25 protein-coding genes are annotated in these 24,346 nt (G+C 39.0%); 13 read left to right on the forward strand and 12 right to left on the reverse strand.

Annotation, left to right across the window (positions count from 1 at the left end; translation table 11 throughout):
* Positions 1–20 precede the first annotated feature (20 nt).
* The 6 genes from gcvT to M2419_RS15490 all read right to left on the reverse strand — a co-directional run bounded on the left by gcvT (position 21) and on the right by M2419_RS15490 (position 4,414).
* Positions 21–1,103 carry a glycine cleavage system aminomethyltransferase GcvT gene (gene gcvT / locus M2419_RS15465; protein ID WP_153845308.1) on the reverse strand — a complete coding sequence of 361 codons (1,083 nt, stop codon included), beginning with the start codon at positions 1,101–1,103 and terminating at the stop codon, positions 21–23.
* Positions 1,104–1,183: 80 nt separating this feature from the next.
* Positions 1,184–2,002: a DUF6929 family protein gene (locus tag M2419_RS15470; protein ID WP_153845309.1), complete on the reverse strand. Its 819-nt coding sequence runs from the start codon at positions 2,000–2,002 to the stop codon at positions 1,184–1,186.
* Positions 1,996–2,688 (reverse strand): pseudouridine synthase, encoded by a 693-nt coding sequence (locus tag M2419_RS15475; protein WP_153845310.1) that lies wholly within the window; start codon positions 2,686–2,688, stop codon positions 1,996–1,998. The genes M2419_RS15470 and M2419_RS15475 overlap by 7 nt, the downstream gene beginning before the upstream one ends.
* Before the next feature lies 1 nt (position 2,689).
* On the reverse strand, positions 2,690–3,058 hold the full coding sequence (locus M2419_RS15480) for a DUF4359 domain-containing protein (RefSeq protein WP_075990458.1): 369 nt from the start codon (positions 3,056–3,058) through the stop codon (positions 2,690–2,692).
* A gap of 145 nt (positions 3,059–3,203) precedes the next feature.
* Positions 3,204–3,695 (reverse strand): DUF4112 domain-containing protein, encoded by a 492-nt coding sequence (locus M2419_RS15485; RefSeq protein WP_153845311.1) that lies wholly within the window; start codon positions 3,693–3,695, stop codon positions 3,204–3,206.
* A gap of 2 nt (positions 3,696–3,697) precedes the next feature.
* The gene (locus tag M2419_RS15490; RefSeq protein ID WP_075990460.1) at positions 3,698–4,414 is read right to left on the reverse strand and encodes an SIMPL domain-containing protein; all 717 of its coding nucleotides are present in this window, start codon (positions 4,412–4,414) and stop codon (positions 3,698–3,700) included.
* A 162-nt stretch (positions 4,415–4,576) separates the two neighbouring features.
* Here M2419_RS15490 and M2419_RS15495 point away from each other — a divergent pair, with 162 nt between their 5' ends.
* Both M2419_RS15495 and M2419_RS15500 read left to right on the forward strand, forming a co-directional pair.
* Positions 4,577–4,768, forward strand: a complete 192-nt coding sequence (locus M2419_RS15495) for a cold-shock protein (protein ID WP_046672593.1) — start codon at positions 4,577–4,579, stop codon at positions 4,766–4,768.
* A 201-nt stretch (positions 4,769–4,969) separates the two neighbouring features.
* Positions 4,970–5,164, forward strand: a complete 195-nt coding sequence (locus tag M2419_RS15500) for a quinol oxidase subunit 4 (RefSeq protein WP_088163406.1) — start codon at positions 4,970–4,972, stop codon at positions 5,162–5,164.
* A gap of 134 nt (positions 5,165–5,298) precedes the next feature.
* Here M2419_RS15500 and M2419_RS15505 read toward each other — a convergent pair whose 3' ends face one another.
* The 3 genes from M2419_RS15505 to M2419_RS15515 form a co-directional block, all read right to left on the reverse strand.
* A complete protein-coding gene (locus M2419_RS15505) occupies positions 5,299–5,787 on the reverse strand; it encodes a DUF805 domain-containing protein (protein ID WP_088159767.1) in 489 nt (162 codons plus the stop codon).
* 241 nt (positions 5,788–6,028) lie between these two features.
* Positions 6,029–6,751 (reverse strand): DNA repair protein RecO, encoded by a 723-nt coding sequence (gene recO / locus M2419_RS15510; protein ID WP_088159768.1) that lies wholly within the window; start codon positions 6,749–6,751, stop codon positions 6,029–6,031.
* Positions 6,735–6,986, reverse strand: a complete 252-nt coding sequence (locus tag M2419_RS15515) for a signal peptidase (RefSeq protein WP_120335659.1) — start codon at positions 6,984–6,986, stop codon at positions 6,735–6,737. Before M2419_RS15515 ends, recO begins: the two co-directional genes overlap by 17 nt.
* A gap of 217 nt (positions 6,987–7,203) precedes the next feature.
* Here M2419_RS15515 and rpmB point away from each other — a divergent pair, with 217 nt between their 5' ends.
* From rpmB to M2419_RS15550, 7 genes are all read left to right on the forward strand, one after another.
* Positions 7,204–7,437 carry a 50S ribosomal protein L28 gene (gene rpmB / locus M2419_RS15520; RefSeq protein WP_046672597.1) on the forward strand — a complete coding sequence of 78 codons (234 nt, stop codon included), beginning with the start codon at positions 7,204–7,206 and terminating at the stop codon, positions 7,435–7,437.
* 75 nt (positions 7,438–7,512) lie between these two features.
* Positions 7,513–7,695 carry a 50S ribosomal protein L33 gene (gene rpmG / locus M2419_RS15525; RefSeq protein ID WP_002998409.1) on the forward strand — a complete coding sequence of 61 codons (183 nt, stop codon included), beginning with the start codon at positions 7,513–7,515 and terminating at the stop codon, positions 7,693–7,695.
* 51 nt (positions 7,696–7,746) lie between these two features.
* Complete coding sequence (locus M2419_RS15530; RefSeq protein WP_153845312.1) at positions 7,747–7,908, forward strand: DUF4295 domain-containing protein; 162 nt, start codon at positions 7,747–7,749, stop codon at positions 7,906–7,908.
* A gap of 139 nt (positions 7,909–8,047) precedes the next feature.
* Positions 8,048–9,010 (forward strand): signal recognition particle-docking protein FtsY, encoded by a 963-nt coding sequence (gene ftsY / locus M2419_RS15535; RefSeq protein WP_153845313.1) that lies wholly within the window; start codon positions 8,048–8,050, stop codon positions 9,008–9,010.
* Positions 9,011–9,028: 18 nt separating this feature from the next.
* Positions 9,029–10,366: a 30S ribosomal protein S12 methylthiotransferase RimO gene (gene rimO, locus M2419_RS15540; protein WP_153845314.1), complete on the forward strand. Its 1,338-nt coding sequence runs from the start codon at positions 9,029–9,031 to the stop codon at positions 10,364–10,366.
* Between the two features lie 363 nt (positions 10,367–10,729).
* The gene (bshC, locus tag M2419_RS15545; RefSeq protein ID WP_153845315.1) at positions 10,730–12,319 is read left to right on the forward strand and encodes a bacillithiol biosynthesis cysteine-adding enzyme BshC; all 1,590 of its coding nucleotides are present in this window, start codon (positions 10,730–10,732) and stop codon (positions 12,317–12,319) included.
* 298 nt (positions 12,320–12,617) lie between these two features.
* The gene (locus M2419_RS15550; protein WP_153845316.1) at positions 12,618–15,803 is read left to right on the forward strand and encodes a TonB-dependent receptor; all 3,186 of its coding nucleotides are present in this window, start codon (positions 12,618–12,620) and stop codon (positions 15,801–15,803) included.
* 159 nt (positions 15,804–15,962) lie between these two features.
* On the opposite strand, the gene ctlX is transcribed toward M2419_RS15550, so the two are convergent.
* Entirely contained in the window at positions 15,963–16,913 is a 951-nt protein-coding gene (gene ctlX / locus M2419_RS15555; RefSeq protein WP_153845317.1) for a citrulline utilization hydrolase CtlX, read from the reverse strand.
* A gap of 575 nt (positions 16,914–17,488) precedes the next feature.
* Here ctlX and gcvP point away from each other — a divergent pair.
* The 4 genes from gcvP to M2419_RS15570 all read left to right on the forward strand — a co-directional run bounded on the left by gcvP (position 17,489) and on the right by M2419_RS15570 (position 22,267).
* The gene (gene gcvP / locus M2419_RS15560) at positions 17,489–20,362 is read left to right on the forward strand and encodes an aminomethyl-transferring glycine dehydrogenase (RefSeq protein WP_153845318.1); all 2,874 of its coding nucleotides are present in this window, start codon (positions 17,489–17,491) and stop codon (positions 20,360–20,362) included.
* A 211-nt stretch (positions 20,363–20,573) separates the two neighbouring features.
* Complete coding sequence (locus M2419_RS15565) at positions 20,574–21,230, forward strand: hypothetical protein (protein ID WP_153845319.1); 657 nt, start codon at positions 20,574–20,576, stop codon at positions 21,228–21,230.
* 209 nt (positions 21,231–21,439) lie between these two features.
* The gene (locus M2419_RS27395; protein ID WP_310441990.1) at positions 21,440–21,592 is read left to right on the forward strand and encodes a hypothetical protein; all 153 of its coding nucleotides are present in this window, start codon (positions 21,440–21,442) and stop codon (positions 21,590–21,592) included.
* Between the two features lie 9 nt (positions 21,593–21,601).
* Complete coding sequence (locus M2419_RS15570) at positions 21,602–22,267, forward strand: N-acetylmuramoyl-L-alanine amidase (RefSeq protein ID WP_310441992.1); 666 nt, start codon at positions 21,602–21,604, stop codon at positions 22,265–22,267.
* Positions 22,268–22,340: 73 nt separating this feature from the next.
* Here the strand turns inward: M2419_RS15570 and idi are convergent, their stop codons facing one another.
* Together idi and M2419_RS15580 are read right to left on the reverse strand one after the other, a co-directional pair.
* Positions 22,341–22,880 carry an isopentenyl-diphosphate Delta-isomerase gene (gene idi, locus M2419_RS15575; RefSeq protein WP_153845320.1) on the reverse strand — a complete coding sequence of 180 codons (540 nt, stop codon included), beginning with the start codon at positions 22,878–22,880 and terminating at the stop codon, positions 22,341–22,343.
* A gap of 76 nt (positions 22,881–22,956) precedes the next feature.
* A complete protein-coding gene (locus M2419_RS15580) occupies positions 22,957–24,270 on the reverse strand; it encodes a nicotinamide mononucleotide adenylyltransferase (RefSeq protein WP_153845321.1) in 1,314 nt (437 codons plus the stop codon).
* Between the last annotated feature and the right edge of the window lie 76 nt (positions 24,271–24,346).

A 24,346-nucleotide genomic window follows, 5' to 3' on the forward strand; every position in this document is an offset into this window, starting at 1 on the left:
CTTTAAGCAGGCTTTTTTTATTACTTCACAAATGGTGGTTTTGTTACTTTTGCTTTTATTTTTTGATTGCGGATCAGAATGAAGATCTCGGTGCCGTCTTTTGAAAAGGCTGTATCCACATAACCTAAACCGATTGATTTTTTCAATGTTGGTGATTGCGTACCTGAAGTAACACGTCCAATTACATTTCCATCAGCATCGACGATTTCGTAATCATGACGAGGAATGCCTCTGTCAATCATCTCGAAACCAACAAGCTTTTTCTTTAGACCAGCTTCTTTTTCCGCTTTAAGCGCCGCAGAATTCACAAAGTCTTTTGTAAACTTCGTTACCCAGCCTAAACCGCCTTCTAAAGGAGATGTATTATCGTCGATATCATTTCCGTATAGGCAGAAACCCATTTCTAGACGTAAAGTATCACGGGCACCTAAACCAATTGGTTTGATTCCATAAGCTTTACCTGCTTCAAAAACAGCATCCCATACTTTTTGGGCATCTTCATTGGCCACATAGATTTCAAAACCTCCAGCGCCAGTATATCCTGTTGCAGAGACCAACACATTCTCTACACCTGCAAATGTACCTTTTGCAAAGGTGTAGTATTCCATTGGAGCTAATTCGATATCTGTAAGCGATTGAAGTGCATCCGCAGCCTTAGGACCTTGTACCGCAAATAAAGAGGTTTGATCCGAGATATTCTTCATCTCCACACCATCTGTATTGTACTTGGAGATCCAGTTCCAATCTTTCTCAATATTTGACGCATTCACAACCAAAAAATATGTCTTATCGTCTATACGGTATGTTAGGAAGTCATCAACTACACCGCCAGTTTCATTGGGGATATAAGCATATTGAACTTTGCCATCGTATAATTTTGACACATCATTGGAAGAGATTTTTTGAAGTAGATCCAGGGCTTTTTCACCTTTTAGGATGAATTCACCCATGTGGCTTACATCAAAAACTCCTACACCTGTGCGAACTGTTTCGTGCTCATCATTGATGCCTGTGTATTGTACGGGCATGTTGAAGCCTGCAAAGGGAACCATTTTTGCTCCTAAAGCAATGTGCGTCTCCGAAAGGGCAGTATTTTTTAACATAAAAATTAAGTTTTAATCAGCTACAAATTTAATAAAATATACGTGATTCCTCACTGTGAATCCATTTTAGAACAATCGATTTAATTGCTTACCTGGAGCGAATAGATGGTCATATTATCATCTTCGCTATCGGTATCCTCACACAGCAGGAAAACTAGACCTTGGGCCGTCTCCTCTTTCAAGGTGATTCCTTCAAATTTATGCTTTTCAGGAATTTCGAATGTCTCGGGTTTACCAGAAAGATCTGAAGGTATTTTTCCAAGAAGGGAACCACCGATTTCTCCATCCAGATAAGTCGATTTTGCGTCTTCGGCGGTAGCGATAAAATAGATTTCATTTCCAACCAGAGTTGCATCTGAGAAGCCTGTTGGTATGTCATTTAGCTTGGGTAGTTCAATCGGGATACAACGGGACCGGCTAGGAGAAAGCGGATGATACTCTAAAATGGCATTTGTGCCTTTAGGACCATTTCCCCGGTTAAAAAATAAGATCTTATCTTTTAAATGAACAACGCCTTCAATATTGAAGTCTTCTTTGGAGATACTGAATTTTTCCATTAAGGAAGAATAGATTTTACTGTAGTCTTCCTGAAGGACTGTTTTGCCGTCCCAGATAAAACGGCTGTTTCTATTTTGTGTAGATCCCGAACCGTAGAGATAGTAGCGGTTACCATCGAAAGTGATCGACTCCAAATCCATTTTAGCTGCTTTAGCAATGTTTTCCATCGGATCAGACTGCCGGAGTACCGTTTTAGACAACTTCTGGTCTGTGAGATTATAGCTATAGAGGTAATTGCTATTGTCAGAAACGATATGGATCTGCCTATCCTGATAGACAATGCCAGAAGCTGCAGTAATACCGGATATGCTGATAAAGGCTTCGAGAATTAACTTTAACATACTTCGTTGAGGTTTAATATTTCCAATACTCGCACAAAATCAGGTTGTAGGGCAGATTTGATATGAACGTCTTCGCCTGATAAAGGATGTTTAAAGGTCAGCTCCGATGCATGTAATAGCATGGTATCCATTTGGTACGTTTCTTTCCAGAACTTATTTTGTTTGTTGCATCCGTGCGGGCGATCGCCAATAATAGGATGGAAGATATGAGCAAAATGTCGACGTAACTGATGCATCCGACCTGTAATTGGATTGGCTTCGACGAGACTATATCGCGATGTCGGAAATTTTCCGAAGGGAACTGCCAGCTCGCTTTGAGCAAGTAAACGAAAAGATGTTTGCGCTTCCTGAACCGTACCATCGTCCCTTTTTAAGGGATAATCAATCAGACCTTCTGCTGGCGCGAAGCCCCTGAGGACGGCGAGGTATTTTTTGTCGACCTTACGCTCCTGAAAACTTTTTTGTAAATATTGGTCAGTCTCCTTATTTAGCGAAAATAGCAGTATGCCTCCAGTCTTCCTGTCCAAACGATGTGCGGGATAAACTGTTTTTCCTAGTTGGTCCCGAAGTAGCTGTAGCGCAAACTCTGAAGCATCGCGCGCAATAGAAGATCGGTGTACCAATAGTCCATGCGGTTTATTGATTGCAACGATGGATTCGTCTTCGTAAAGTATTTCTAAAGGCATATTAGATCTTTTTCAATGCAGCAATAATTTCATCTGCTTTTTCATCAATTTTTGGGCTCAGCCAAATATGTTTGAAGGCTCCTCCGCCTATGATCTGTTCGGTGCCCTGCCATTTTATTTTTGTCAAGGAAAACAAATAGTAGTTGTCTACCACGACCGAAGTTTGAATAAATCTATCGACAATGTCGTTGCCAAAAAGCTGCATCCCCAATCCGAAAAATTCCTGATCTTTTGCATGAAGCTGGCTTTTCAATAGCTGTTCAGCTTTCGCACGTACAATTTTTTCATGTTCCTCTTTGCTGGGGTTAGTCAAAATTGCGGCCAGCATGACGACGATCAAAATCAGTGCAAATATTCTTTTTTTACTCATTTTAAATTCGAGATTAAGTTTTGGATGTCATAACTGGATGACTATCGACATCAAAATTATTAAATAGATATTAGATATAGGTCATTGTTTCCCCAGAAATACCAAGGATTCTATTTTAGTGGGAGAATGACGGGAGTTGCTGGCATTAGATACCATTTAGCAGCGAGAATGCCCAGGAGAATAATGTCCAAATAAGATACAATGTAACAGCGATAAGAAGGGAAAATACAACCAGGATGCCGATGACGATTCCGATACCGGAACCCGTATGTTTTCCTTCATAATAATGTTGTCTCAGTAATTTGATATTCTTTTCGTTGGCTTTGCTAAAAAAATCGAGCAGGTTTCCGAGGAAAGGAATGCTACCAAGAATTGCATCCAGGGAAATATTAAGGAGCATGCGTATAACGAGCTTGGGGCTGGCGCCATTACGCCACATGGCTATTACTAAGACTAATGATGTTCCAAAACCCGCTATTGCTCCTCCTAGGGGAATAAGATTTAACAGCGGATCTAAGCCAAACCGAAATCCTCCAATTTTAAACTGATTATCCATTAACCAAGATATTCGGTCGATCCAACCGAAATCTTGGTCAATTTGTTTTAATTTATCTGCTGGAGTTTTTTCTCTGTGCATGATTACAATAACTCGAACGAAGCGCTGATCTCACTCGTTACTTTCATCGGTCTGATATTTAAATCAAGCCCATTGCCAGCAGCACTATCTGCAGCTTCGGCCATGGCGCCTTTATACATCGCGTTACGCATCATCGGTTGAACGCCAAATATAATTTGTTGCGGTGTTTCAGATAATACGATAGCTTTGCCAATTTTTTGACCTGCTGCTTCTGCTAGAATCTGTGCATTAGCTTTGGCATCCAATACTGCTTTGGTTTTTAAACTTTTTTCCAGTTCTTTTTTCTTCGAATAGTCATATTCACTGATATAAGTGCTTTGGATCCCTGCTTTGTCGACTCCATCTAGTAATTGATCCAAATTATTCAAGTTGGTTACCTTGATACGGTACTGTCTCGAAAGTAGAATATCTGTATCTTTTTTCTTTTTGTCCGGAACGTTATAACTCCAGATATTCTGGATGGTAAAATCCTCTTTTTTGACACCAGCTTTTGTTGCCGAATCAAACAGATCCTTTTCTAATTTGTCTATTGCGGCTTTTTTCTTGGTGTTACCATTCTCATAAAACTCTTTCAGTGTCACATCGATGTAGATGATATCGGGAGTTACTTCCTCTTCTGCACGGCCTACCGTGGATACAAATTCTTTATTAACCATTTGTTGCGCGTTTAATTGAGTCATCAAACCTAAAAAGGCAAGTCCTAAAAGTATTTTTTTCATGTTTTTTGTCTTAAAGTTTTTATAATAATACGATTGCTATTATCGCTTTGCTACAAGATTGGAGCCAAAGTTGATGAAAAAGTTTAACGGATAAAAAAAATAAAAAGGTTAAGATTTTTGATTTTATTTCTATACCTTTAGGGAAATTAATAATATAGTGCCATGCAAGAAGGTAAAGTAAAATTCTTTAATGAGACCAAAGGTTTCGGTTTCATCATCCCTAACTCAGGCGAGAGCGAAATTTTTGTTCACGTTTCTGGATTAGTAGACAAAGTTCGTGAGAATGACAATGTATCTTACGAAGTTGAACAAGGCCGTAAAGGTCTTAATGCGGTAAATGTAAGAGTTATCTAATTAGATTGAAGATATATTTATTGTGAAAAGGCCTATGCGAACAGCATGGGCTTTTTTATGCAGTTATATTTCATGAGCCAGGATCAATATTATCCTTTAGCATTGGCAATTCCAAAGAGTAAGCGCGGGGGCGGTTGTTATGGTCGGTTAAACATTTTGGACTGATAATTGTAATGAAGTGTTTAAAATATGGAGATTAAGATGAAACGCACTTTATTATTGGTTCTTTCTGTTGTAATAGCAGTTTCCATGTCGGCATGTTATTCCACCCATCATGGCCACAGCCATGGCCGAGGTCCGAAAAAAATGCCGCCAGGTCAGGCTAAAAAATACTACGGAGAGCAGTCTGCTCGTGATTTTGCTCCCGGGCAACAAAAGAAAAAGAATAGATATTAATTCTAGAGAATCAAATCCGTTATCAATTCTTGGGGCTGTGAATTTTCGTTAGTTGATCGGGAAAGATCAAAAATAGAATTTAAATAAAAAGCGCTTTCACAATCTTGTGAAAGCGCTTTTTATATGGGTTAGCCTTAAGCAAAGGGATCTTTATCGGGAGCAGGCGGCGCAGGATTCGAAGGTTGCGAACTTCCGAATGGATCCTGTGGCCGAGAAGAACCAAAAGGATCTTGGCTTTGATTAAAGGGATGATTTGAACCATTTTCAATAGCCTTGGGGTCTGGACCATATTGATTAGATGCTTTGTCACCTTCCAATACCAATAAGTAAAGCAGATAGATCCAACCAATAAATGGAATCAAGGCGACTAATATAAACCAGCCTGATTTATTGGTGTCATGTAGTCTTCGGACAGTAACGGCTATCCCTGGAATTAGTAAAGCTAAACTTACTAAGCCTGAGACATACGTAAATAAGCTTGCAATTTGTCCCAGTATTCCAAATACTGCGCTAATGATAAGATTTGCAAGGAAAAACATCCAATATTCCTTTCGGCGGGCTCTTCCTTCAAAGTTGGCATAGTTGTCTCGAACAACCTTTAAAAAGTTTTCTTTAAGTTCCATATCTTTAATACTTTTTTAGGTGAAAATGATGTTAGTAAACCAAATGTTATTTCAACTTTGTTACAATAAATGTACCAAGAATTTATCGGAGAGAACAATTATTAGAGACAAGTGGATGGTTACCAGGTAGGTAATTGCTGGATATTTTGTTTAGGCTGGTTGAGCGTTTCAGAGGGGATATTTATTTCCTATTATCCAAAGAGCGCCTGTTGGATCTTTTGAATAGGAAACTTGGGCTTAATTATCTAAAAATCTCTTCAAGAATGTAGAGTGATTTTATTTCTTTAAAATTTGTACGGTGCAGACGATAGAAGTCGAGCACTTTTTCCAATAGGAATTGACGATCAGAACTGCTCATTTTGATGCGATCGCAATTCGAATATTCGGACTCGATTAAATTTCTGAAAATTGACGTATGTGGTTCCTGTAATACAAGTGGATGTTCAGGAAGGCTATTTGAGAATGTAGCTTCATGAAGATTAAAATAAGGGTGGGCCTGCTTAGATTCAGCTGGATAAAACCCGAGAAAACGGGTTAGCTTGATTAGAAAAACAAGGTGAAAATTGGCCAGATTTAAATGCGTTTCATCCAGCCAACGGATAGATTGGTGGATGAATTCAAAAAGATAATGGTCAGTTTCTTGTTCCTTCAGAATTTTATAGAGTATTTCATTTAGAAAAAGAGCGAGCGAGCTTTTGACAATATCATAAGGAATTTCTTGCAAAACAGGGACTTGACGAGCTTCGGAGATCCGCTGTAATGAACCATTATCTTTATGTGTAGCGACAATTTCCAATAAATGTAAGGGTTGAAGGATATTGGCCTTGATCTTTGCTTTAGGCTTCCTTGCGCCAGTAATGAGATAGGATTGCATGCCAAACTGTTCGGTGTATAGCTGTGCCACAAGGCTACTTTCCGAATAGTTGGTTGTTTTTAAGACTATACCCCTAGTTTTGTTCAGCATCTCCTTCTTTATCTTTTTTATGCGATTCTTCACGCATCTCAATAATGGCATTTCGGTCTACCTTACGAATCATGCGATAGATTAAAGTCAGGACACCGATACTAAATGCAATAACTCCGACAAGCATAGCGAGTTTATACCAATTGGAGCGCTGTTCCATGAGATAATATCCCAAGATTACAAGGACGACACCAATGATTATTTCCCTTAAGCCCTTGCGAAGATATTTGTTCATAAATGTGAATTGTTGAAAACTATTTTTCTTTACAGAGCAAATATAATACAATAAAATCCTTTATTTTTGCCCTTACCATTCCTGTGTAGAACTATTTTTAAAAATAATTCCCATTATCTTGTTGCTTATCCAAAAAAAAATATAGATATTTGCAAACTCTTTGCAGAGAGTGCAAAGGATTAACATATTGTAATAAAGACAACAAAAAAATAATATCATGTCAAGAATTTGTGATTTAACAGGCAAAGCGGCGTTAACAGGAAATAACGTTTCTCACTCAAACGTTAAAACTAAACGTAAATTCTATCCAAATTTACAAACGAAACGTTTTTACATTCCAGAAGAAGATCGTTGGATTACGTTAAAAGTATCTACTTCTGCTATCAAGACTATCAACAAGAACGGGATTACAGCAGCGATCAATAAATTTATCGTTAAAGGGTCAATCTAATTGATTGTCGCGCCTGTTACATTAAGATTATTCATGAATTTCAATCCTATAATAGGATCAAAATAAAGTAAAACAATGGCTAAAAAAGGAAATAGAGTACAAGTTATCTTAGAATGTACTGAACACAAAGAAAGTGGTCTTCCGGGAATGTCTCGTTACATCACTACTAAAAACAAAAAGAACACAACTGAGCGTTTGGAATTGAAAAAATTCAACCCAGTATTGAGAAAAGTTACTGTTCATAAAGAAATTAAGTAAGTCACACATCTTAGCACTTGAAAGAGACGCTAAGTAAAATATTAATATACCATGGCAAAGAAAGCAGTTGCATCGTTACAAAAAGGTGGCGGTAAAGAATTTACAAAGGTTATTATTACTACTAAATCTGCAAAAACTGGCGCGTATACTTTCAAAGAAGGTATGGTTCACAACGATAAAGTGAAAGACGCAGTTGCAGCAGCTCAAAAATAACTAGTAGCATTTTCCTTTTTTAAAGTTTTTCTTTAAAAAGAATTCGATAAAAATAGCCGTTTTGGTATCCTACCGAAAGGGCTTTTTTTGTTGCAGACATTTGTTTATATTTGAACATCAATTTTCACTACTACACTCCATGGGATTATTTGATTTTTTTAAGAAAAAACCACAAACACAAGAAGAAGAACAGGCCTTAGATAAAGGTTTGGAAAAAACAAAAGAAGGCTTTCTTTCCAAGATTACAAAAGCTGTCGTTGGTAAGTCAACAGTAGATGACGATGTGCTGGATAATCTGGAAGAAGTTTTGGTTACTTCTGATGTTGGGGTTACGACTACCTTAAAAATCATTGATCGTATACAAGCCCGTGTTGCCCGCGATAAGTACGTTTCTACTTCTGAGCTAAACAATCTCCTGAAAGAGGAAATTCAAACGCTACTGGCAGAGAACAATAGTGCTGATTTCGAGAATTTCAATTATGGCGATCATAAACCATATGTCATTATGGTTGTAGGTGTTAATGGGGTTGGCAAAACAACGACCATTGGCAAACTGGCTCATCAGCTGAAACAAGCTGGAAGCAAAGTTGTATTGGGGGCAGCGGATACCTTTCGGGCAGCTGCTGTTGATCAACTTAGATTATGGGGTGAGCGTGTTGGCGTGCGTGTTGTCGCTCAGGCAATGGGCTCGGATCCTGCTTCAGTGGCCTATGATACCGTGAAATCGGCAGTGGCAAATGGTGAAGATGTGTGTATCATTGATACCGCAGGCCGTTTGCACAATAAGGTTGGCCTCATGAATGAGCTCACGAAGATCAAAAATGTGATGCAGAAGGTTGTTCCAGGTGCACCACATGAAATCTTGTTGGTCTTGGATGCATCGACAGGACAAAATGCCATTGAGCAATGTACGCAGTTTACGCAGGCAACGGATGTGAATGCCTTAGCATTGACTAAACTCGATGGAACGGCTAAGGGTGGGGTGGTTATTGGTATATCTGATCAATTTAAGATCCCGGTGAAATACATTGGTGTAGGAGAGAAAATAGGTGATCTTCAGTTGTTTAACAAAAAGGAATTTGTGGACTCCCTTTTCAAATAGAGTCTACCTTCTAATCATATGAAGACAAAATACGCGAAACCAGCGCCTTTGATCAATAAACCACGTGTCAATGTGGTGACCTTGGGCTGTTCGAAAAATATTCACGATAGTGAAGTCCTGATGGGCCAGTTAAAGGGCAATCAGATGGAAGTCGTTCATGAAGCATCCAATATACAGGAGAATGATATTGTTGTCATCAATACCTGCGGTTTTATTGATAATGCCAAACAGGAATCAATTGATGCGATCTTACAATATTCGGATCTAAAAGATCAGGGTAAAATCAATAAAGTGATCGTTACAGGTTGTCTTTCTGAACGATATAAGCCAGAGCTGCAGTCTGAAATCCCCAATGTTGATGCCTTTTTCGGTACGAATGATTTGCCGGAGCTATTGTCATCCATTGGTGCTGATTATCGGCATGAATTGTTGGGCGAACGCTTATTGACAACTCCTTCGCATTTTTCTTACTTTAAGATTGCTGAAGGATGTAACCGTCCCTGCTCTTTTTGTGCAATTCCCTTGATGCGTGGTAAACACGTTTCCAAATCCATTGACGATCTTGTGAAAGAAGCAAAATTTCTCGCGTCGAATGGCACGAAAGAATTGATTCTGATTGCACAAGATCTGACCTATTATGGCTTAGATATCTATGGAAAGCGCAATCTTTCTGATTTAATGCGCCATTTGTCAGATGTTGATGGTATCGAATGGATCAGACTGCAGTATGCCTATCCTTCGGGTTTCCCAATGGATATTTTGGACGCCATGAATGAACGTTCAAATATCTGTAATTACTTGGATATGCCATTGCAACATATATCTGATCCGATGTTGAAGTCTATGCGAAGGGGTACAACGAAACAGAAACAGATCGATCTTGTCAATGCAATACGTGACAAAGTTCCAGATATCGCGTTGCGTACAACATTAATTTGTGGTTATCCAGGTGAAACTGAACAGGATTTCCAGGAGATGTTGGATTGGGTTGAAGAGACCCGTTTTGACAGGTTAGGCTGTTTTACCTATTCTCATGAAGAAAAGACGCACGCACATTCGCTAGAGGATAATGTGCCACAGGAAGTAAAAGAAGAGCGTGTGGAAGCTATCATGGAAGTACAGCAAGGTATTTCGTATGATATCAATCAGTCCAAAGTGGGCAATACGTATAAAGTATTGGTTGATCGGGTAGACGGCGATTACTTTATTGGCCGCACAGAATACGATTCTCCAGAAGTCGACAATGAGGTTTTGATTCCTGCTGTAGATTCTTATGCACGTATTGGTGATTTTGTTCAGGTAAAAATCGACCGAGCTGAAGATTTCGATCTATATGGTGAGATTGTAAGGAAATAAGTTTAAAAGCTTATAGATGATAATAGAAACAAACGGGCCTCCTTTGAATAAAGGAGGCCCGTTTGTTTTTAGACAATTGTCAGTAAAATGATATAATTTAAAAGCGGGACAAGCTTTTTGTGAAAATTCACTATTTTGTCGACGCAAACTAGATACATTTGTAAGCGTACAATCCCCATTTTAAACAATCTATAGCCGTTTAAAATCAGATTCAAGAAAGCCTGTCGTTTCATGGTGAATTCTCCTTCTGATTAAAATTGAAAATAGGTTCTATTTAGCGAAAAAGATGCACTGCCATGTCAGCTTGCTTTGGGGGATTCTCGTTATCAATTAAGAATAGAGAATAATTAATAAAATTTGCAGATGAAGGCAACTTATATTGAATATAGTGAAACAAATAGCTTCTCTAAGACTTTATTGGCTTATTTGGCGCATGATGAAGCCTTAAAATCTTTTGTTGGAAACTGGCCTACTTGGGCTGGTTTTGAAAAGCAATTGAACGAAAAGAAGAAATTTGAACACCGGGAGATTCTTGTTGAGCGTCTTAAAAATCAATATGGTGAGCTATTAAAGGATTCTCCTGCTGTAGCTGCCAATATAGAGCTGTTGCTCGACCAGAATTCTTATACCATCACGACGGGACATCAGCTCAATATTTTTACCGGACCTTTGTATTTTATTTTTAAAATCATGACGGCAATACGTTTGTCCGAAGATTTGAAGAGCAAACACCCCGATAAAAATTTTGTTCCTGTATATTGGATGGCGACCGAAGATCATGATTTTGAAGAAATCAACCATACGAAAGTCTTCGGTAAGAAAATTAGTTGGGATACACCTGCAGTTTCTGCTACCGGGCGAATGGATACAGCAACGATCATTGATGCTGTGAAGCAGTACACAAATATTTTAGGGCTTTCCGAAAATTCGACTAAACTTACACGGATTGTGGAAGAAGCCTATTTGAACCATGATCGATTAGCAGATGCAACACGGTATATGGTCAATGAGTTGTTTAAGTCTTACGGTCTTTTGATCGTCGATGCGGATGACCGGGAATTGAAGGAACTGTTCAAGCCAATTATTAAGGAAGATATCTTATCTGAAAAAAGCTTTAAGGCAATAACAGCGCGATCGGAAGAGCTGGAATCAAATGGTTTCTCTACCCAAGTGCATGCTCGTGAGATTAATTTCTTTTATTTGACGGATGACTTTAGGGAGCGCTTGGTGCTCGCTGCGGATGGTCGATACGAAGTATTGCACCAGAATATTTATTTTACGAAGGCTGAGCTTGAACATGAGATTGATCATTATCCAGAGCGTTTCAGTCCAAATGTGGTTATGCGTCCGATGTATCAAGAAATTATACTTCCCAATCTTGCTTATATTGGCGGTGGCGCCGAAATGGTCTACTGGATGCAATTGAAGTCTAACTTTGACCAATATCAGGTAGATTTTCCAATTTTGATACCGCGCAATTCAGCTATGATAACAGAGGACAACATTGCGGCTAAATTATTTCGCGTTGATCTAACGTTTAAGAGTATCTTTCGTCCGGCAGAAGTGCTGAAAAAAGAATATGTTCGACGCCATACTAAAGAACGTCTGAATCTCAATGACGAATGGATGGAGCTGAACGCTATTTTTGGTAAGATAAGGTTACGAACTCATAAAATAGATCCAAGTTTGGGTCCTAGTACCGAAGCCGTAAAAGCGCGGTTAAAAAAAGCGATCAATAATTTAGAGAAAAAGCTGATGAAAGCCGAAAAGCGAAATCATCAACATGCTTTAACGGATATTGATAATGTGAAGGAAAAGCTCTTTCCTGGCGGAGGACTACAGGAAAGGTCTGAAAATTTCGCGTTACTCTATGTCAAATACGGAGATAACCTATTTAGGGATCTTTACAAATACTTTAATCCATTGGATTTTAAGTTTACAATTTTGTATTAGAAAGTCAGTTTCGGCTGACTTTTTTTTGTGATGTTATTCGCAAGAAAGACCTTCGGTTCGGATCATTTCTGTTGGTTTTTACGAATCATGTAGACTTTTTGCAGATACGGTCTATTTCTATCCCTATTTAAAATGCTTTTGTTGCATGTTCCGATATTGCCTTGTTTTTTTCAAAAGTGCTTTCATTTTTATTAATATATATTTTAAAATGCTTTGTTTATAATTTCATAATATTTCGTTTAGCTCCTGTTAACAGTTCCAGTGTAGTTTTGCTTTCATTATCACAACCAACAACTAAATGAAAGAATTTTTACTCACAACATGTGCCATTGCGCTTGGAACAGGTTTGTACGCCCAAACGACCCAAGCCGGGTTTTCCGGCAAGATTACGGACGAAAATGATAAAGGAGTTCACGGAGCTTCAATTGAAGTACGTAATGAATCAACGGGTTTCACAACGAAGACTTCGACCAATGCAAATGGCGATTTCAACTTTAAGGAGTTGCCTTTAGGCGGCCCCTACACAATCAAAGTAACTTATATAGGCTATGGCGAACAAGTGCGTTCGGGATTTAATTTAAATCAAGGCGATATGGTCCGCCTGAGGATTCCTATCCAAAATACCTCAAATGTATTAGAAACGGTTGAATTAACAGGAATAAGTACCCTAAAGAACAAAATAGAAAATCTAGGTGCTGCTACAGCGGTTACAGCCAAGGATATTGCGAAATTGCCTGTCAACGGTCGGAATTTTACTTCGCTGATGGACCTGTCTCCTTTGAGTAAGGGAGATAATATCGGTGGTCAGTTGGGTTCCTCTACTAATTTTACGATTGATGGTATGAATGCCAAAAACCCGACTTCTGCAGGTTCAACAACCAGTCGTAGTGGTGCTCCGTTCTCCATTTCAATAGAAGCCGTTCGTGAATTTAAAGTGGTCACCAACCAATATGATGTGACTTATGGAAGAGCAGGGGGAGGAACAGTCAGTGCGGTAACCAAACAAGGAACAAATCAAACGCACGGAAGCGCATGGCTTTATTCAAGGGCCGATTGGTTGTCTAGCCCATACGATATTAGAGGAAATAAACGAAGCAATGATTTCTCTACTTATCAATATGGATTTACATTAGGCGGTCCCATCATTAAAGACAAGTTGCATTATTTTGTAGCTTGGGATCATCAACGCGATGCCCGCCCCTTGATTATCGCCGATATCAATTCGCCAGCAGATGAAAAGCGTTTCAATGTTACACAATCGACCCTAGATGAGTATATCCGTATAGGACGTGAAAAATATGGATTGAGTAATGATAGGCAATATGGTTCTTTCGATAAGAAACGAAATTCTGATGCCATATTTGGTCGTATAGATTGGCAGATCAATGAAAAGAACTTATTGACAATACGGAATAACTTTACAAGTGACCTCAATAAGCTTGGTCTAGAGGATAATACCGCCATCAATTTATATGAATCATACGGAAATGACAAGAATATTGATAACAGTTTTTTAGCAACTTTACGTACTTCCATTTCCCCAAAGCTTACCAATGAACTGAAATTGCAACATCTTTATACTTTTCAAAAAAGTAGTCCTGGAGATATGTTGCCTAGTCAAAATATTCCCCGTGCCATTGTAGAGAATGTGGTGTCTACCATTGACGGAAGTAATTTGTCGACCAATATTCAATTAGGCGGTCACCGGTTTGCACAGGAGTCCTTTAAGAATAATGTCGTACAGTTGGTCAATAACCTTTATTACAGTACAGATAATATCAATTACACGTTTGGTGTGGATTTGATGTATACACATGCAAATTCGATTTACGGAAGTGAAGTCAACGGACGTTTTCATTTTAGGGACGATGCGAACAATACGGCATTGCAAAATTTTGCAAACCTAAAACCTTATGCATTTTACCGGGAGGTCCCTTTGGTGGCCGATCCAACTGTGATCGGTAAGATATTTAATGCTGGTGCGTATGGACAGTTGCAGACCAAATTGGCGAAAGGATTGGATTTGGTTGCGGGACTACGATTGGATTATGGTCATTATCCAACCTCTCCACTGAATGAAGAATTGCTGAAAGAAGTGGGGGTACGTACAGATCACAAGTTGAAATCTTTTGTTGTACAGCCTCGTTTCCAGATGACTTGGGATGTGAATGAAGAACGAAAAGATTTTTTCCGTGTAGGAGCAGGTATTTTTGCATCTGATATTAATAATTATATGACCATCAATAATTTAACTTTTGATGGGAAGCATTTTGCGACAGTGGATGTTCGTGGTAACGATGTGCCTACACCTAATTTTGTGGGGTACAGAAATGATCCGTCAACAACGCCAACCCTGGCACAATTTCAGGTGCCAACGATCAACACCTATGGAGCTGATGCGAAAATACCAGTGGTGTACAAGGCCAATGTATCTTACACACATTTCTTTACGGAAAAGTTAAAAGCGAGTCTTTCAGGATATATGAATCTAGGACGCAACAACTACATGTATGTTGATCGTAATATGGTTCAAGATCCGTTCTTTAGATTGGCGAATGAAGATAATCGTGGGGTATTCGTACCAGCGACGGCTATTGTCAATGGTGTTCCAGATTGGAAACAGGGAAGGATTTCCAATAAGTTTGGACGCGTGTTAGAATTAAATTCCGAAGGAAAAGTAAATCAGTTTGCAGTTGTATTGGACGCGAGTTATCAATACTACAAAGACGGATCGATTTCTGTAAGCTACACGTGGAACGATGCGAAAGATAACACATCCTACAATGGAAATGTTGCCAATACAGCGACCCTATCGCTGGCGGTAAAAGATGATCCAAGAGATTTGAGTAAGATGAGTTATTCGAATAATCAATTCCGAAATAAAATTGTTATTTATGGTACACTACCTACATTTTATGGTGTCAGTGTAGGGGTTCGTTATTCGGGAATTGGTGGAACACGCTACAGCTTGCTTGCTGGAGGTAATATCAATGGCGATTTTGTATCCAATTCGAATGATTTAGCCTTTATTTTCGATCCCAATAGTACAAATACACCAAAGGCTTTGGCTGATGCCATGAATGCATTGTTGGCGAATGGTGAAGCCAGTCAAAGTCTGAAAGATTATATTAAAAAGTACGAAGGTAAGATGGCCGAAAGAAATGGCGGTATCAATAGCTTTTATGGTTTGATTGATTTAAGAATAGCTAAAAAATTCAACCTTTACAAAACACATGCTTTAGAGCTTTCAGCAGACGTGTTCAATGTTGCGAATCTCTTTAAGAAAACTTGGGGAGTCAATGAATCTTTAGGTAATCAATCGTTGTATGCTGTATCAAAAACAGCGGCAGCAAATGGAAATCCCGAAATTCCTGCATTCGACCCTGTTAAGCAACAGTTCAATTATAGATTGAACAACTCTGGTATTGTATCGCCTTCAGGGAATCCTTACCAATTCCAATTAGGTTTGAGGTATTCGTTCTAAATTGACTGGAGAAATAGGAATTAGATTGTTTTAGAAAAGATAATGCCCCTGAGAGCAATGGCTCCAAGGGGCATTTTTATTTGTCTATTAAATAAGCCTGATTAGGTAAAATAGGCTTATTTTAAAAAGAGCAGCCTAACTGCATCATTATGCTTGGGACTAGCTCAGTATGTTTTCTTTCGGAAGAAAAACTTCAGCCATCATATGGCGTACACTTCCACCACCACATGTCTCGATAACATGTAGATCTTGATGGATGATTTTACCATGCTTTTCTAATTGCGCTGTTTGGTATAAAGTCAATGAAGATAAAGCCTGATTGCTTAGGACAATAAAACGATTGCCATATTTATTTCTCACCTGGAGGCAGTTTGCTGCAAAAGATTCGAGTTGGTTCTCATTGATTTCAATGATCTCTTTGCCTGTATCTTTTAGACTCTTCAGTAGGGTTTGGAGCTCAGCCTGATTATCGATTGCCTGTGGGCATAAGATGGCAAAGTCTTCGCCTACGGCTAGCACCACATTGGTGTGATAGATAGGTCTCCGCTCTCCATTGACAGTTTGGAAGGCGTGAAATACAACAGGTGTGTAGTTTTCAGTCCTGCAGTATTCGTCGAGCATATCCCGGTCTGCCCTTTCCGATAAGGCACAGTAGGCTACACGGTGAGCGCGGTCCAAGACAAGTGCGCCAGTGCCCTCCAAATATTGCTTATTGTTTTCGGCTTCACTGAGATCCTTGGTTAGTTTTACATAATAACCGTTTTGCTTCAATGGACCTTCGAAATCCAATAAATGTTCTTTTCGACGATTGGGAGCAAACATGGGATAGAAAATTATTTTTCCATCCTGATGAAAGGAGACAATATTATTGGGGAATATACTGTCGGGGCTTTCTGATTTCTCGTCGTCCTGAATGACAGTCACCAAAATTCCATGTGACTTCAATTCATTTACTAGCGCGTCAAACTCTCCTTGCGCTTCTTTGTTGACTTCTTCTATACTGAGATTTTCGATATCCTTTTGGAAGAAATTGTTGACCGCAGTCTGTTCATTTTTACGGAAGACAGAGGGTCTTACTAAAAGAACGCTGTCTGTTACCTGTTTTCTCATGGTTTATAATCGTTACTTCGCTGTTTTATATTCGTTAAAAAGAAATGATATTCGTTTTTTGTGATAATTTACATTTGTCAAAAGAGATCCTTCCCTAGCTGGATAATGTTTTCTTTGTTAAGATTCCTGATAGCAAAATACCCTTGATATCAGTTGTTCTTAGTAAAAAAGTGTATATCGTTATTTCGAAGTCACTTTACAATTGGTACATATACTAATTTATTGAAAATTCATTGGCATTGCAAAAAAGAATAGTGAAGTAATGAAAGAAATGCGTAGGTGAAATAACAGATAACCCTGTGTTTTTTTAAAATTGTAGCAAGCGATTGTTGTATTGTTTGTTATATTTATAATGAACAATCTGTATGTTTGAGGTTATTCCAAAAATTAATTGACAAAGACAATCGATTGCATTTCAGTAGCTCAGTAAAACTGACTTTTTATCCACTTTTTTGCTTCGTTTTCAGTCATTTATTTTGCTATCTTTGCTCATCCAAAAAACGACTGTTTATAAGAGAGTTAATTGCCTAATTATTATGTCGCTAACTATCTATAAGCGTTAACTTTTTGCACACATGAGCAATATACACTTCCAAGAAAAATTCGAAAGTCGCCACAATGGCCCAAGTCCAGTTGAAGCGAATGAAATGTTGGCTAAATTAGGCGTTTCGTCAATTGACCAACTTATTGACCAAACGGTCCCTTCTCAAATTCGTGCTCCAAAACCTTTAAATCTTCCTAAAGCATTGTCTGAGGTAGCCTATTTAAAGCGTATTGCGGAAATCGCTGAGAAAAATAAAGTTTTTAAATCTTTTATTGGTCAAGGTTACTACGATGTAATCCTTCCGGGCGTAATTCAACGAAATGTATTTGAAAACCCAGGATGGTATACGCAGTATACACCTTATCAGGCGGAGATCGCACAAGGTAGATTACAAGCTTTATTGAACTTCCAGACTGTAATTTGTGACTTCACAGGTTTAGAAATTGCAAATGCTTCTTTGTTAGATGAAGCTACGGCTGCAGCTGAAGCCATGTTTATGCTTTATTCAGCTCGGAAAAATAAAGATGCTAATGTATTCTTGGTGTCGGACAATGCCTATGCGCAGACGGTTGATGTATTGAAGACCCGTGCCTTGTCTTTTGGTATTGAACTTAAAATTGCGGCTATTGCTGAATCAGAATTAACAGATGATGTATTTGCTGTATTTGTTCAATATCCTGCAGCGGATGGTTCTATTGTTGATTATAAATCATTTGCAGCTACGGCTCACAGTAAGAATATTACAGTATGTGCTGCGGCAGATTTGATGAGTTTAGCATTGTTAACGCCTCCGGGAGAATGGGGTGCAGATGTTGTTGTTGGTAATTCACAACGTTTTGGCGTACCGATGGGCTTTGGTGGTCCTCATGCAGCATATTTTGCGACACGCGACAGCTTTAAACGTAATATCCCTGGTCGTATTATTGGTGTTACTTCCGATTCAAATGGCAAGTATGCATTGCGTATGGCTTTGCAGACTCGTGAGCAACACATCCGTCGTGATAAAGCTTCTTCAAATATTTGTACTGCACAAGCTCTTTTAGCGATTATGGCTTCTTTCTATGCCGTGTACCATGGCCCAGAAGGAATCAAAAATATAGCATCACGTATCAATGCATTGGCCAATCTGTTGGATCAAGCATTACAGTCCTTGGGTTATACGCAATTGAATGCAGCTTATTTTGATACACTACGTGTAGGCTTAGGTGCTCATGCTGGTGCTTTGAAATCTGAAGCATTAAATAACGAATTAAACTTCTATTATAATGGTTCGGAAGTTTCAATTGCTATCGACGAAACAACTACATACGAAGATATTAAAACGATTGTCAAAGTATTTGCTAAAATTCAAGGTAAAACATTGAATGACGTAGATTTCGATGCATTAGAAGAGAATTTAGGTTCTTCAATTCCTGCCGATTTAGTACGTACTTCTGCTTACTTAACACATCCAAACTTTAATAGCTATCATTCTGAGCATGAGATGTTGCGCTATATCAAATCGTTGGAAGCAAAAGATTTATCGCTTTGCCACTCGATGATTCCATTGGGTTCATGTACGATGAAATTGAATGCTACAGCTGAAATGGTGCCAGTTACTTGGGCGAGATTTGGCGGTTTACATCCATTTGCTCCGACAGATCAAACTTCTGGATATATGCAAATGATCGGTGAATTGAACGATTGGTTGTCTGAAATTACCGGTTTTGCGAAGATGAGTTTCCAACCAAATTCAGGAGCACAAGGTGAGTACGCTGGTCTGATGGTTATCCGTGCTTACCATGAGAGCCGTGGTGATCATGGACGTAATATCTGTTTGATCCCTGCTTCTGCACACGGAACAAACCCGGCTTCTGCTTCTATGGCTGGCTTAAAAGTGGTCGTTGTGAAATGTGATGAATTAGGAAATATCGATATTCCAGATTTAAGAGCAAAAGCGACTGAACATGCTGCAAACTTGAACTCACTGATGGTGACTTATCCTTCTACACATGGTGTATTTGAAGAGTCAATCATTGAAGTCTGTGAAATTGTTCATGCAAATGGCGGTCAGGTTTATATGGACGGTGCGAACATGAATGCACAGGTTGGGTTGACAAGCCCAGGGCATATTGGTGCCGATGTTTGTCACTTGAACCTTCATAAAACATTCTGTATTCCTCACGGTGGTGGAGGTCCAGGTATGGGACCTATCGGTGTTGCAAAACACTTAGTTCCTTTCTTACCTAACCACGAAGTGGTTTCGACTTCTGGTGAAGAGGGTATCTCAGCTGTTTCTGCAGCTCCATTTGGTTCAGCATCAATCTTGCTTATTTCCCACGCTTATATTTCAATGATGGGTGGTGAAGGCTTGACAAATGCGACAAGAACAGCAATATTAAATGCAAACTATATTAAAGCTCGTTTAGAAAATGCGTATCCAGTACTTTATTCAGGTACTAACGGACGTTGTGCACACGAAATGATCTTAGATTGCCGTGGATTCAAAAACTTCGGTATAGAGGTTGCAGATATTGCAAAACGTTTAATGGATTATGGTTTCCACGCACCGACTGTTTCTTTCCCTGTTGCAGGAACATTGATGGTTGAGCCTACTGAATCGGAGTCTAAGGCTGAATTGGATCGTTTCTGTGATGCATTAGTTGCTATCCGTGAAGAGATCGCTGCGGTTGAAGCAGGAGACGTGGATCAAGCTAACAATGTACTGAAACATGCACCACATACAGCTTCGGTTGTAACAGCAGATGAGTGGGACAGACCTTACAGTCGTCAAACTGCCGCATACCCATTGGAGTATGTAAGAGAACGTAAATTCTGGCCTTCAGTAGGTCGTGTGAACGACTCTCAAGGTGACCGTACATTGATTTGTTCGTGTCCTTCAATTGAAGAATACGCCGAAGCATAATCTCGGTAGTTATAACGGAAGGCCTCTATACTGGTATAGGGGCCTTTTTTTGTGTAGCGCAGTCCCATTCGGCAGTACCTGAGTAAAACAAGTGACAGGTAGAAATTTAGGTCGCGCTTTAAGGTCTAAAGATCGTATGCGAACAGATTTTAAAATTTAGATTAATTATATTATTTTGTTCTTTTTAGCGTTTTAATTAAAACTGATAATCATGAAAAGACAATGGAAAGTAATGCCTGTTCTCTTAGGACTGGGCCTTTTGGTCGCGAGCTGCGGCAACAGCAAATCCAGTGGAGGCGGCGAAGATGCTAAGGAGAAAGAGACTGGGATTTCGGATGTGGTTAAAGGAGTATCCAACTTGGGTAATCTGAGTGATGGGGCAAAAAAATTGGAAGACCTTCAAGCCAAACTTAAATCCGAGAAACCTTTAAGTTCGGAAGAGTTGAAAGCTTTTTTACCGGAAAGCTTAGATGGTTTAAAAAGAACTTCCTATTCTGGCGGATCAATGTACGGGGCAGAAGTTGTATCTGGAGAGGCTACTTATACTGTCGATAACCAGAAGGAAATTAAAGTCAATATCATTGATGGCGCGGGCGAGACTGCTTCGGCAATCGTGGGTTTGGCGCAAATGGGCTTCATGGTAGATTCAGAGAAAATTACAGATACTGAAATAGAAAAAACTGGCGAATTTGAAGGTAAACGGGCAAAAACAACGGATAGCAAAGGAGTGGAAGGCTCAACGGCAAAAAGCTCCGAGATAAGTTATCTCGAGAAAGACCGCTATCTAATTACCCTCCGAGGAAATGGGTATAGCCTGGACGAGCTGAAGGGGTTTTTGTCAAAATTGAACCTCAGCGCACTGAAATAATAAAAAATGTAATTTCAGTTAAGCAGGAAATGCATAGTTGACATGGAAAAAGCTCAAACATTGGTTTGGGCTTTTTTTTAAAAGCAGGCGGCGTTGTTCCGAAATGTATAAGAAAAGGATATTTGGAAATTATGTCGAACTATAGGACGAAGCTAATAAATTTGCTTTTGTTGGCAAATTTGCCTTAGTTTGTGCTGAAACATTTCAATATGAAGATACTAAAATTTTCCATCAATCTTTGTGTCGCAACAGCATTATTGGCTTCCTGTGCGGGAGGGAAATACGCGAAGACTGAAAAGGTATATAAGAAGCAAGCAAAAGAATTTTCAAAACTCTATAAACAATCGCCTGTCACCGGTTAATTGGAGAAGGTGAATGTCAAAGAACAACAATGGATCGCCTCGATTAATTTTGGCATCCGTAAACCAAATTTTGTTGTCATTCATCATACAGCACAGGATTCTTTGGGACAGACCATCCGTACATTTCATTCCGCGAAAGCAGGTGTAAGCTCCCATTACGTGGTTGGTCGGGATGGAAAAGTAGTGCAGATGGTCAATGACCTCTATCGTGCACATCATGCGGGCTTGGGGAAATGGGGCAATGATACGGACCTCAATTCTTCTTCCATTGGCATTGAGCTCGACAATAATGGGACTACTGATCCGTGGACTGATGCCCAGATAAACGCCTTGACGCAGTTGTTGACTTATTTAAAAACGACCTATAGAATCCCGCAGGCAAATTTTATTGGACATATGGATTTGGCACCAACTCGAAAAAACGATCCGTCACGTTTCCCATGGAAAAAACTGGCTGATCAAGGATTCGGTTTTTGGTATGAGGACTATTTAGAGGTGCCTCCAGCAGACTTTAACCCGAAAATGGCATTACGTATTATCGGTTACGATGTAAGTAATCTCGATGCGGCAATAAAAGCATTTAAGATTCACTACATTCAGCAGGACGTAAATACAGCGTTCATGAGTGAGAATGATCTTAAAATTCTGTATTCCATCTATAAAAAATTCTTATAGCAATTTGTTAAACTAAAGAAAAAAAGATCCTGCTTTTTAAAAGGCAGGATCTTTTTTTGCACGGATACGATTGCTATAATTTGTTCTTATATATATTGAAGTACGTATCAAAAGCGCGTTGATAGATTAGTTTGAACCAGGGGGTAAACTGCTCGGGTGAGTGTTGTATTTCATTTTGAATTTCCTGTTGGTTCATGTATTTTGTTGCGGCAACTTCTTCTTCGTTAATTTCTGGAGTCCCATTAAATTTTCCGAATAAGACATAATCGAATTCATGCTCCGTAAGTCCGTTGTCAAATTGAGCTTTATAAACGAACGAGAAGATATCTTGAAGAGCTGTAGCTGTAATCCCTAATTCTTCCATTAAGCGCCTTTTGGCGGCGTCTACGTTACTTTCTTCCAGGCGCTGATGCGAGCAGCAGCTATTGGTCCAAAGTCCGCCACAGTGGTATTTACTTAATGCTCTTTGTTGCAGGAGCAATTCATCTTGGTCATTGAACAAAAATACACTAAAAGCACGGTGCAATAGCCCCTTTTCATGGGCTTCATATTTCTCCATGCTGCCAATCATCTTGTCATTGCTGTCAACCAGTATTACATTTTCTTGCTTCATAAGGCACAAAAATAAATATAGCCCAATTTAAGAAAATTGGGCTATATAATAAATTAAAATTTTGGAGACGATCTGCTTATACGGTTTTTACAAATTTCTCATCGTAATTTTCAATATCTATGATATAGCCGTTTTTAATTAAGAATTCAAATAAAGGTTTGGCTTCTTCAGAAACCGGCATATTGTGCGTCGTAATAATCTTATTTTCTTTTTTCAAGAGATAAGGATATGCGTAGAGTTTCACATTTTTATTGAACATTCCCGAGATATAGGAAAGGAGTTCATTGGTGTATAACTCTTTATTATAATTATCTGAATTGAAAATGTTCTTTAAATTGTAAACGTTGGTTGCAATTCCAATGTTCTTAGGCTTAAAGTTGCTTATAAACTCTGCTAAATGATTATTTCTTCTAAAGTTGCTAACGATAATATTATTGCCTGTCGCACATAGTTCGTCAGCTCTAGAAGCAAATTCTTGCAGGTCTTCATCTGTAATTTCATGCGTATCTTCCAACACATTTCCCATCAGGACCTCAATTAATACAATGGTGTCTGTGTCGGTTGCACCCGTATTTTTTTTGAACTGTTCAACGGCAAGATTGAAGAGATCAAAGTTTGGAAGGGATTTTTGACGGTATTTGGTGCGAAGTAAAATAATGTTCTTTTTGTACAGATAATCTTTGATTTGTACCGCTTTACCATCAGGCTGGAATATTGCGGCTTTAGCAAATCCTTTTGCAATCAGGTATAAGTTGATTAGACGTTGGTTGACGTTTTCAAATAGAGGCCCGTTTAATTTAACCAGGTCAATCTCAACGGAACCAACAGAAAGGTTATCGACCAATGATTCGATCATGGTCTGCACATTGTCTGTATAATAATAAGCCGCAAATAATAGGTTTACACCAATTATACCTAAAACTTTTTGTTGCAATTGGTTGTCGCTGTCTAGCAGTCTTACATGGACAATGATATCATTTGTAGGGCCTCCAACTTCATGTTGGAAGCGAAGTCCGATCCAGCCATGAGGTTCATTTGTCTTGGTGAAATTGAGGGTTGTTACGGTATCTGCAAAGGCAAAGAATTTTTTGTTGCAGTATTTATCGCCATGAAGTCGTTGGGTAAGAAGATTGAATTCATGGGAGAGCATTTTCTTTAAACGTGTTCTGCTGACATATCGACCATCAGCCTCTTCACCATAAATTGCATCACTGAAAGCCATGTCGTAAGCTGACATTGTTTTAGCAATTGTGCCTGATGCTGCTCCTGCGTTGAAAAAGTTACGTGCGACTTCCTGTCCAGCACCGATCTCTGCAAAGGTTCCATAAATCTCTGGGTTTAGATTTATTTTCAGGGCCTTTCGCTTGGTTTCAAAAATTTCTCTTGCCATGATGCAAAGGTACAAAAATCAGCAAGCTAGTGAAAATTAAAAGTATGAATGAAAAAAACAGAATAAAATTAGGCTT

The sequence above is a fragment of the Sphingobacterium sp. BIGb0116 genome (genome assembly GCF_024808035.1).
In the GTDB taxonomy this organism is placed as follows: Bacteria; Bacteroidota; Bacteroidia; order Sphingobacteriales; family Sphingobacteriaceae; genus Sphingobacterium; species Sphingobacterium paramultivorum.

What these genes read in the sequence shown, in the direction of transcription:
- M2419_RS15470 (WP_153845309.1), bottom strand. Translation starts at nt 2,002, where the DNA reads ATGTTAAAGTTAATTCTCGAAGCCTTTATCAGCATATCCGGTATTACT.
- M2419_RS15515 (WP_120335659.1), bottom strand. Translation starts at nt 6,986, where the DNA reads ATGAACAAATATCTTCGCAAGGGCTTAAGGGAAATAATCATTGGTGTC.
- gcvP (WP_153845318.1), top strand. Translation starts at nt 17,489, where the DNA reads ATGAGCAATATACACTTCCAAGAAAAATTCGAAAGTCGCCACAATGGC.
- recO (WP_088159768.1), bottom strand. Translation starts at nt 6,751, where the DNA reads ATGCTGAACAAAACTAGGGGTATAGTCTTAAAAACAACCAACTATTCG.
- M2419_RS15480 (WP_075990458.1), bottom strand. Translation starts at nt 3,058, where the DNA reads ATGAGTAAAAAAAGAATATTTGCACTGATTTTGATCGTCGTCATGCTG.
- idi (WP_153845320.1), bottom strand. Translation starts at nt 22,880, where the DNA reads ATGAAGCAAGAAAATGTAATACTGGTTGACAGCAATGACAAGATGATT.
- M2419_RS15495 (WP_046672593.1), top strand. Translation starts at nt 4,577, where the DNA reads ATGCAAGAAGGTAAAGTAAAATTCTTTAATGAGACCAAAGGTTTCGGT.
- ctlX (WP_153845317.1), bottom strand. Translation starts at nt 16,913, where the DNA reads ATGAGAAAACAGGTAACAGACAGCGTTCTTTTAGTAAGACCCTCTGTC.
- M2419_RS15475 (WP_153845310.1), bottom strand. Translation starts at nt 2,688, where the DNA reads ATGCCTTTAGAAATACTTTACGAAGACGAATCCATCGTTGCAATCAAT.
- M2419_RS15500 (WP_088163406.1), top strand. Translation starts at nt 4,970, where the DNA reads ATGAAACGCACTTTATTATTGGTTCTTTCTGTTGTAATAGCAGTTTCC.
- rimO (WP_153845314.1), top strand. Translation starts at nt 9,029, where the DNA reads ATGAAGACAAAATACGCGAAACCAGCGCCTTTGATCAATAAACCACGT.
- M2419_RS15505 (WP_088159767.1), bottom strand. Translation starts at nt 5,787, where the DNA reads ATGGAACTTAAAGAAAACTTTTTAAAGGTTGTTCGAGACAACTATGCC.
- M2419_RS15490 (WP_075990460.1), bottom strand. Translation starts at nt 4,414, where the DNA reads ATGAAAAAAATACTTTTAGGACTTGCCTTTTTAGGTTTGATGACTCAA.
- gcvT (WP_153845308.1), bottom strand. Translation starts at nt 1,103, where the DNA reads ATGTTAAAAAATACTGCCCTTTCGGAGACGCACATTGCTTTAGGAGCA.
- M2419_RS15485 (WP_153845311.1), bottom strand. Translation starts at nt 3,695, where the DNA reads ATGCACAGAGAAAAAACTCCAGCAGATAAATTAAAACAAATTGACCAA.
- M2419_RS15530 (WP_153845312.1), top strand. Translation starts at nt 7,747, where the DNA reads ATGGCAAAGAAAGCAGTTGCATCGTTACAAAAAGGTGGCGGTAAAGAA.
- M2419_RS15565 (WP_153845319.1), top strand. Translation starts at nt 20,574, where the DNA reads ATGAAAAGACAATGGAAAGTAATGCCTGTTCTCTTAGGACTGGGCCTT.
- rpmB (WP_046672597.1), top strand. Translation starts at nt 7,204, where the DNA reads ATGTCAAGAATTTGTGATTTAACAGGCAAAGCGGCGTTAACAGGAAAT.
- M2419_RS15550 (WP_153845316.1), top strand. Translation starts at nt 12,618, where the DNA reads ATGAAAGAATTTTTACTCACAACATGTGCCATTGCGCTTGGAACAGGT.
- rpmG (WP_002998409.1), top strand. Translation starts at nt 7,513, where the DNA reads ATGGCTAAAAAAGGAAATAGAGTACAAGTTATCTTAGAATGTACTGAA.
- ftsY (WP_153845313.1), top strand. Translation starts at nt 8,048, where the DNA reads ATGGGATTATTTGATTTTTTTAAGAAAAAACCACAAACACAAGAAGAA.
- M2419_RS15580 (WP_153845321.1), bottom strand. Translation starts at nt 24,270, where the DNA reads ATGGCAAGAGAAATTTTTGAAACCAAGCGAAAGGCCCTGAAAATAAAT.
- M2419_RS27395 (WP_310441990.1), top strand. Translation starts at nt 21,440, where the DNA reads ATGAAGATACTAAAATTTTCCATCAATCTTTGTGTCGCAACAGCATTA.
- bshC (WP_153845315.1), top strand. Translation starts at nt 10,730, where the DNA reads ATGAAGGCAACTTATATTGAATATAGTGAAACAAATAGCTTCTCTAAG.